General features: G+C 71.4%; 8 protein-coding genes. 6 read left to right on the forward strand and 2 right to left on the reverse strand.

Features of this window, described 5'->3' with window-relative positions; all coding sequences use genetic code 11:
* The first annotated feature begins 555 nt into the window (after positions 1-555).
* The gene (locus AC162C_RS00840; RefSeq protein WP_484095892.1) at positions 556-1,482 is read left to right on the forward strand and encodes a hypothetical protein; all 927 of its coding nucleotides are present in this window, start codon (positions 556-558) and stop codon (positions 1,480-1,482) included.
* A 26-nt stretch (positions 1,483-1,508) separates the two neighbouring features.
* Positions 1,509-2,186, forward strand: coding sequence for an HAD family hydrolase (locus AC162C_RS00845; RefSeq protein ID WP_484095893.1), 678 nt, complete (start codon positions 1,509-1,511; stop codon positions 2,184-2,186).
* 141 nt (positions 2,187-2,327) lie between these two features.
* On the opposite strand, the gene fabF is transcribed toward AC162C_RS00845, so the two are convergent.
* A complete protein-coding gene (gene fabF, locus AC162C_RS00850; RefSeq protein ID WP_484095894.1) occupies positions 2,328-3,557 on the reverse strand; it encodes a beta-ketoacyl-ACP synthase II in 1,230 nt (409 codons plus the stop codon).
* Between the two features lie 28 nt (positions 3,558-3,585).
* Here fabF and AC162C_RS00855 point away from each other — a divergent pair, with 28 nt between their 5' ends.
* On the forward strand, positions 3,586-4,635 hold the full coding sequence (locus AC162C_RS00855) for an ATP-dependent DNA ligase (protein WP_484095895.1): 1,050 nt from the start codon (positions 3,586-3,588) through the stop codon (positions 4,633-4,635).
* Between the two features lie 27 nt (positions 4,636-4,662).
* Here AC162C_RS00855 and ligD read toward each other — a convergent pair whose 3' ends face one another.
* Positions 4,663-5,682 carry a non-homologous end-joining DNA ligase gene (gene ligD / locus AC162C_RS00860; protein ID WP_484095896.1) on the reverse strand — a complete coding sequence of 340 codons (1,020 nt, stop codon included), beginning with the start codon at positions 5,680-5,682 and terminating at the stop codon, positions 4,663-4,665.
* Positions 5,683-5,877: 195 nt separating this feature from the next.
* On the opposite strand from ligD, the gene AC162C_RS00865 reads away from it, so the two are divergent.
* The 3 genes from AC162C_RS00865 to AC162C_RS00875 all read left to right on the forward strand — a co-directional run bounded on the left by AC162C_RS00865 (position 5,878) and on the right by AC162C_RS00875 (position 8,370).
* Positions 5,878-6,765: an ABC transporter substrate-binding protein gene (locus AC162C_RS00865; RefSeq protein WP_484095897.1), complete on the forward strand. Its 888-nt coding sequence runs from the start codon at positions 5,878-5,880 to the stop codon at positions 6,763-6,765.
* Between the two features lie 118 nt (positions 6,766-6,883).
* Positions 6,884-7,618 (forward strand): amino acid ABC transporter permease, encoded by a 735-nt coding sequence (locus tag AC162C_RS00870; protein WP_484095898.1) that lies wholly within the window; start codon positions 6,884-6,886, stop codon positions 7,616-7,618.
* On the forward strand, positions 7,615-8,370 hold the full coding sequence (locus AC162C_RS00875) for an amino acid ABC transporter ATP-binding protein (protein WP_484095899.1): 756 nt from the start codon (positions 7,615-7,617) through the stop codon (positions 8,368-8,370). The genes AC162C_RS00870 and AC162C_RS00875 overlap by 4 nt, the downstream gene beginning before the upstream one ends.
* The last annotated feature ends 152 nt before the right edge of the window (positions 8,371-8,522 follow it).

The following is an 8,522-nucleotide window of genomic DNA, read 5'->3' on the forward strand; positions in this document are numbered from 1 at the left end:
AACAGCTCCGCCCGGCGGGCACGGCCCCTCGACGACCACGAGACAGGAACCAACTCGAGCAACGGGTGAGGTGAAACGCCGTGTGCAGCGAGGCACTCGTCCTCGGGAGCAGCCAGATCGGCCATGACCACAGACGTTGCAGCCCCCAGTTCGCACAGAGCCCGGCAGGTCCGGATGATCTGTACCTGCGCCGCCCACGGGGAGGGATACGTGAACGGGAATGCGTACGTGACGTGGAGCCGGGACACTGTCGGCGTCAACGCGGCGACTCTCGCCGACACACCGCCTCGAGGCGACCTTCCTCGCGAGGACGTCTTCGATGCCGTTCACGACGCCCGAGAACCGACGACGTGTCCACACTGCGACACTAGCCGATCGATGAGCACAGGATCTCCTCCCGTATCCCGTGAAGGCCCACGGGTCCCGACTCGACTCGAGCCCGGATCGGGTCGCGAATGTCTCGCGGCCCGGCCTCGTGTCGAACGGTCGCGCTCGTCGGGGTCGACCCTCGATCGAGGGGTCGACGTGCCCCACAGGTCGGACGATTCCCGTCGTATGCGGCGACGGCTGCTGATACTCGGCGTGCTCGCGACGCTCCTCCTCCCCGCCTCGGCGAGTGCGTCCGAGCTGATCGCCCGCGACGCGACGAGCGTGCGTCTCCAGGTCAACGCGAAGGGCCAGGCGCTGATCCGGTATGCGACCAAGGGGAAGCGCGTGAAGCTTCTCGCCTGGGGGGCGATCGATGCGCGGCACCCGGCCCCCGGCGTGAAGCAGGTGTCGTTCAGGCTCGATTACGCCGGCGGCTGGGGCACGTACCGGCGCGACGTCTCGAAGGGCTTTCGCAACGTGTGCGGGCCGTACCGCGGCCCCGCGCTCGCCTGGTTCGTGACCGGATGCACGGCGCCCGACGGCAGCCACTGGGCGCTGCAGTCCTGGCAGCGCGGCCTCCCGAACCTCGGCTTCGAGCCGTGGAAGCCGCTGCAGGCGGCATGGGAGCTCCGCCTCAGCCATTGGCGCACGGAGCTCGCGAAGCTGGAGATCTGGCCGAACTGGGCCTACAGCAGGCGCTTCGACCACCTCTTCGGGCGGTTCACGTACCTCGGCAGGCCGATGTACGGGTTCGGGGCGACCGCGAAGGGTTCGCCGCTCGACGGCTTCGGGCGCAACATCTACGTCGACACGTTCAACTCCGCGTACGGGACCGGGTGGCGGCGCGAGAACAGCTTCCTCTCCCACAAGGGGACGGGCGTCTTCTGCTACGGGTTCTACGAGCACGACCCCTACCCCGGCTACCCGGCGACGGACCGCCGGCCCCAGGGCAAGGGCGAGCGATACCGGGCGACGGTGATCGGGCCCGGCGTGACGCCGGACGTGATGTGGGAGGGAACGCCGCTCGGTGCCTACGACCGGGCACTCGATCTCGAGCTGCACAGCCTGCAACGGACCCTGTACGCGGGCGACAGCCTCTGCAAGCCGGTCTGACGCGTCCGCCGACCGGCGGCCGTAGCATGGCCGGCGTGATCCGGGCGGTGGTCTTCGACCTCGACGGTGTCGTCGTGGACACCGAGCACGTGTGGGACGAGGTGCGCGAGCAGCTCACCCGCGAGTGGGGCGGTCGCTACACGCCGGAGGCGCAGCGCGCGATGATGGGGATGAGCTCGCCCGAGTGGTCGCGATACCTCCACGAGGTCGTCGGCCTGCCCCGAGCGCCCGAGGAGATCAACCGCGAGGTCGTGCGGCGGATGCTCGACCGGTACCGAAGGGAGCTCCCGCTCGTGCACGGGGCCGTCGACGCGGTCGCACGGATGCGTGACGCCGGCTTCGCGCTCGCGGTCGCGTCGTCGTCCAACCGGCCCCTGATCGACGCCGTGCTCGCCACCGCGGGTCTCACGGCTTCGTTTGCGACGACCGTCTCGTCGGAGGAGGTCGCGCGTGGGAAGCCGGCGCCGGACGTCTACCTGGAGGCCGCGCGACGCCTGGGCGTCGAGCCGGCTCAGTGCGCCGCAGTCGAGGACTCGGAGAGCGGCATCCGCTCCGCACACGCAGCGGGCATGCGCGTGCTCGCGTTCCCCAACCGGCACTACCCGCCGTCGGACACGGCGCTCGCCCATGCCGACCTCGTTCTCGCGTCGCTCGACGACCTGACCGTCGAGGCCGTGTCCGGAGAGGCCGTGTCCGAACGCTAGCTCCCCGGGGCCACCATCCTCCTCCCCGCTGCGAGCGTACCCCGTCGCGACCCCCCGAAACGAGCCCCCCAAGTGCCGAGTTCGCGCCGACTTCGCGGCACGGTCGGCGACGACCCGGCGCCCCCTGAGACCGCCGATGCGTCAGCCCGCGCGGCCGAGCACGACGCAGCCGTTGTGCCCGCCGAGCCCCATCGCGTTCGACAGCGCGACGTCGACCTGCGCCCGCCGCGCCTCGTTCGGCACGTAGTCGAGGTCGCAGTCGGGATCCGGTGTCCGGTAGTTGATCGTCGGCGGGAGCACGCCCTCGTGCAGCGCGAGCGTGCACATCATCGCCTCGATCGCACCCGCCGCCCCGAAGCAGTGGCCGGTCACCGACTTCGTCGACGACACGGCGATCGCATACGCATGCTCGCCGAACACCTGCTTCAGCGCGCGCGTCTCGGCGGCGTCGCCGAGCGGCGTCGACGTGCCGTGGGCGTTGACGTAGCCGACGTCCTCCGGGCGCACTCCCGCCCGGCGCAACGCCATCCGGATCATCGCTGCCACTCCCGCCGCCTCCGGCTCCGGCTGCGCCATGTGATGCGCGTCGTTCGAGGCGCCGTAGCCGAGCACCTCGGCGTAGATCCGCGCGCCACGCCCAACCGCCCGCTCCATCTCCTCCAGCAGGAGCACGCACGCGCCCTCTCCGATCACGAAGCCGGCGCGGGTGGCGTCGAAGGGGCGCGAGGCGCGCGTCGGGTCGTGCTCCTCCGCCACGAGCCCGCGCATCGCGCAGAAGCCCGCGAGGATCAGCGGATGGATGCACGACTCCGTGCCGCCGGCGAGGACGACGTCGGCGTCGCCGCGCCGGATCGTCTCCGCGGCCTCCCCGACGGCGTGAGACCCGGTCGCACACGCCGACACCGGCGCGAAGTTCGGCCCGCGCAGCCCGAGCTCGATCGCGATCTGCCCGCTCGCCGAGTCGACGAGCACGTTCGGAAGGAAGAACGGCGACACCCGCTCCCATCCACGCTCGCGCAGGACGTCCGCCTGGGCGACGATCCCGGGGACGCCGCCGATCGCCGAGCCGAAGAGGATCCCCACGCGCTCCGGGTCGATCGCGCCGACGTCGGCGTCGTCCCACGCCTCGCGCGCCGCGCCCACCGCGAGCAGCACGTTCCGCTCGAGCCGTCGCGCCTCCTTCCGCTCGACGACCGACTCGGGGTCGAACCCCTTCACCTCGGCGGCGATCCGCACGGGGAAGTCGCTCGGGTCGAAGGCCTGGATCCAGTCGACGCCCGATCGACCCTCGACCGCCGCCTCCCACGTCGAGCGCGCGTCGAGCCCGAGGGGAGTGACGGCTCCGAGGCCGGTGACGGCGATGCGGCGCATGGGACGCAGAGCCTAGTAGCTTGCCGCCATGGCCCGTGCCCGCCGTACGTCCGGGCCGGCCGAGCGCCCGGCCGACCTCGACCCGCTCGTCCCGTTCCCGCCGATGGAGGCGCAGCTCGTCCGCGACCTGCCCGAGGGCGACGGGTGGCAGTACGAGCCGAAGTGGGACGGCTTTCGCGGGATCCTCGAGAACGCCTCGGGGGAGCTGCGCCTCTGGTCGCGGAACGCGCGACCGCTGCTCCGCTACTTCCCCGAGCTCCGACCGCTCGGCGATCTCCTGGCTCCCTGGTCGGCCCTCGACGGCGAGATCGTGATCGTCCGGGACGGGGCCCTCGACTTCGACGCGATGCAGGCGCGCCTCCACCCGGCGGAGAGCCGCATCCGCAGGCTCTCGGGCGAGATCCCGGCGAGCTTCGTCGTCTTCGACCTGCTCGCCTGGGACGGGGAGTCGTTCGCCGACCGCCCGCTCGCCGAGCGACGCGCAGCCCTCGAGGGTCGCGCGGGCGCCCTCACGCTGTCCCCCACGACGACCGACCGCGACGAGGCGCTCGCCTGGCTCGACCGCTTCGAGACGATCGGGCTCGACGGCGTCGTCGCGAAACGGCTCGACGCCCCGTATCGCCCGGGCTCGCGCGAGGCGGTGTGCAAGGTGAAGCCCGAGAAGACGGCGGACTGCGTGGTCGCGGGGCTGCGCTGGAAGTCGCGGCCCGACCGGATCGCGACGCTCCTGCTCGGGCTCTACGACGACGACGGCGCACTCGACGTCGTGGGCACCTGCGCCGTCGCGCCCGCACGCCACGACGAGGTCGCCGCGCGTCTCCTGCCGCTGCTCGACGAGGCGCCGGAGCGGCGGCTCTCGGAGCCGAGCCGCTGGGGCGGCGGTGAGCTCGAGGAGGCCGCCCTCCGGCCCGAGCTCGTCGTCGAGGTGCGCTACGACAAGGTGCAGGGCCGGAGGTTCCGCCACGGCACGAAGCTCCTGCGCTTCCGCCCCGACAAGGACCCCGCCGCCTGCACCTGGCGCGAGCTCCGGCCCCCACGAGCGGCCGACGACACGGTCACGCGGCTGCTCGCCCCGTGACGGCCCGCGGCGACGTTCGCCGCCGTCCTACCCCGACGGCTTCCGCTTCGCGCGCGAGGGCTGCACGCGCGGCGGCTCGCCGGGCATCTTCGGGAAGTTCGGCGGGTACGGGGCCTCACCGAGGCCCTCGCGCTCGTCGCGCTCGACCCACTCGAGGAGCACGCGGAGGTCGCACACCGCGTCGTCGATCCCGGCCTGGACGTCACCGCGCTCGGCGAACCGGGCCGGCATCGTCGCCATCGTGAAGTCCTCGGTCTCCACGTCGGGCAGCTCGTCCCACGTCACGGGCGCGGAGACGGTCGCGTCGGGCCGCGGGCGCACCGAGTAGGCGGACGCGATCGTGCGGTCGCGCGCGTTCTGGTTGTAGTCGATGAAGACGCGCTCGCCGCGCTCCTCCTTCCACCAGGCGGTGGTCACGAGCGTCGGCGCCCGCCGCTCGACCTCCCGCGCGAAGGCGAGCGCCGCTCGACGGACGACGGGGAACTCCCAGCGGGGCTCGATCCGGCAGGCGACGTGGATCCCGCGGTTCCCCGACGTCTTCGGCCACCCCGTGTACCCGACCTCCTCGAGCGCCTCGTGCACGACCGCCGCCACGCGCTTGCCGTCGGCGAACGTCGTCCCGGGCTGGGGGTCGATGTCGATCCGCAGCTCGTCCGGGTGCTCGGTGTCGGCCCGCCGCGACGGCCACGGGTGGAAGTCGATCACGGCGAGGTTCGCCGCCCACACGACCTGCGCCGGCTCGGTGACGCAGAGCTCGTCCGCGTGGCGCCCCGAGGGGAACGTGACGCGTACCGCCTCGACCCACTCCGGGCGCTTCTGCGGAACGCGCTTCTGGTAGATCTGCTCGCCTTCGATGCCGTCCGGGAAGCGCCGCAGCTGTGTCGGCCGCTCGTACAGCGCACGCACGATGCCGTCGGCGACGGACAGGTAGTACTGCGCGAGGTCGAGCTTCGTGTGCCCCGCCGCGGGGAAGAGCACCTTGTCGGGGTTCGACACCCGGACGAGGCGCCCGCCGACCTCGAGCTCGACGGCGGGCGGGTCGGCCATGCCGGCACCGTACCCGCCCGCGGTGCTGTGCCCGACCGGGCGGAGCCCGCGAGCGCCTCCTCGTTCGCGGCCGGGCTCCGTGAGACCCGCCGTCGGTGCCGTCGTGGACGGCGCTTTCCAAAGTGAAGTGTTGCCCTGTGGTGTGGTAGCCTCGCGCTCGCCGTGCCCACCGTCGTCCGAGGAGTGGATCACCCCATGCGCAAGGCACTCATCGCACTCGTCATGCTCGTCGCCGGCGCGACGCTCGTCCTCGCCGCCACGGCGACCGGGGCCCGCACCGCGCAGACCGCCGGGACCGCGATCCCGGGCTGCGCGAAGGCCAGCCTCGACCTCGTCTCCGCCGGCATGCTCACCGTCGGCGCCGACAATCCCGCCTACCCGCCCTGGTTCGGTTTCGCCGAGAAGCCGACGAAGCCGTGGAAGGTGTCCGACCCGTACAACGGCAAGGGCTACGAGTCCGCCGTCGCGTACGCGGTCGCCCGGCAGCTCGGCTTCCTCAAGAAGCAGGTGAAGTGGACGGTCGTCCCGTTCAACAACTCGTACCGGCCCGGGAAGAAGCCCTTCGACTTCTACATCACGCAGGTCTCGTACCTGCCTGAGCGCGCCCAGGCGGTCGACTTCTCGAACGCCTACTACTTCGTCAACCAGTCGGTCGTCGGCCGCAGCGGCACGTCGATCGCGAAGGTGAAGACGATCGCGGGCCTCAAGCGCTACCGGCTCGGTGCCCAGCTCGGCACGACGAGCTACAAGTACATCGTCGACTACATCAAGCCGAGCTCGAAGCCGCTCGTCTACGACACGAACGACGCGGCGATCCAGGCCCTGAAGAACGGCCAGATCGACGGCATCGTCGTCGACCTCCCGACCGCGTTCTACGTCATCGCGGTGCAGCTCGACGACGGCACGATCGTCGGCAAGCTGCCGACGCGGGGCACGAAGGAGCGCTTCGGGATGGTCTTCGAGAAGGGCAACCCGCTCAAGAAGTGCGTGAACAAGGCGCTCAACAACCTCTGGCGCAACGGCACGATCAAGCGGCTCCAGCGCCTGTACCTGGCGCGGGCCGGCGCGCCGGACCTGAAGTAGCGCGCTGACCGGCGACCGACGCTCCCGGATCCTGGGCGGACCGGCCGTCCGCGTCTCGAAGGAGGCGCGGACGGTCGGGATCGCCGTTCTCTCGACGGTCGTCTTCCTCGCCGTCGTCGTGCTCGTCGTCACGAGCTCGCCCGGGTGGGAATCGTTCAAGGCGTACTTCTTCGACTGGGACTACTACCGGGAGTCGTTCCCGGAGATCGCCGACGCGTTCCTCGTCAACGTCAAGCTGTTCCTCGTCGCCGAGGCCTTCATCCTCCCGGCCGCGCTGCTGATCGCCGTGCTGCGCAGCCTCCCGGGCCCCGTCTTCTTCCCCCTCCGCGCCGTGGCCACGATCTACGCGGATTTGTTCCGCGGGATCCCGACGATCCTCGTCATCTTCATGCTCGGCTTCGGGATGCCCGCGCTGGGCCTCGAGTGGATCCCGCAGTCGCAGTTCTTCTGGGCCGCGGTGGCGCTGATCCTCGTCTACTCCGCGTACGTGTCGGAGGTGTACCGCGCGGGGATCGAGTCGGTGCACCCGAGCCAGGAGGCGGCGGCGCGCTCGCTCGGGCTGACCCGCGGCCAGGCGCTGCGCTCGGTGATCCTCCCGCAGGCGGTGCGGCGGGTGATCCCGCCGCTGCTCAACGACTTCATCGGGCTCCAGAAGGACACGGCGCTCGTCGGCGCGCTCGGCGTCGTCGAGGCGTTCCGCATGACGCAGATCAACCAGGCCGCGACGTTCAACGGCACCTTCTACCTCGTCGCCGCCACCCTCTTCGTGCTCATCACGATCCCGCTCGCGCGCTTCACCGACTGGCTCGTCGCGCGCGACCGCAAGCGGCAGCAGGCGGGGAGGCTCGCATGACCGCGCCGGGGAGCGCCGTCACGATCGAGGGGGTGCACAAGTCGTTCGACAAGCTGGAGGTGCTGCGCGGCGTCGACCTCGCCGTCGCCGAGCACGAGGTCGTCTGCCTGATCGGCGCGTCGGGCTCGGGCAAGTCGACGCTCCTGCGCTGCATCAACCTCCTCGAGCCGATCGACGCGGGACGGATCGTCGTCGGCGGCGACGAGATCACGGGTCGCGGCGTGGACGCGAACCGCGTCCGCCGCGGGATCGGGATCGTCTTCCAATCGTTCAACCTCTTCCCGCACAAGACGGTGCTCGGCAACGTCACCCTCGGCCCGCGGAAGGCGCTCGGCAAGGCGCGCTCGGAGGCCGACGCCGAGGCGGACGCGCTGCTCGACCGCTTCGGGCTCGCCGACAAGCGCAACGACTACCCCGATCGTCTCTCCGGCGGCCAGCAGCAACGCGTCGCGATCGTGCGCGCGCTCGCGATGCAGCCGCGCCTGCTGCTCCTCGACGAGGTGACGAGCGCGCTCGACCCGGAGCTCGTCGCCGAGGTGCTCGACGTGATCCGCGAGCTCGCGACCGGCGGGATGACGATGCTGATCGCCACCCACGAGATGGGGTTCGCACGCGACGTCGCGAACCGCGTCTGCTTCCTCCACGAAGGACGGATCCTCGAGGAAGGGCCGCCCGAGCAGATCTTCGGGGCACCGCGCGAGGAGCGAACGCGACAGTTCCTGCAACGCATCATCGACGCCGGCCGCATGTGAGGGGACCGGCAGCGCCCGAGCCGAGTACGCTGTGCCGATGGAGGACACCCAGCGCATCGACATGACGCTCGAGCCGCTCGACGAGTACCTCGTCGTGCAGCCCGTCAGCGACGAAACCGAAACCCGCGCAGGCCTGATCCTCCCGGCGTCCG

The sequence above is a fragment of the Gaiella sp. genome (assembly GCF_057140465.1).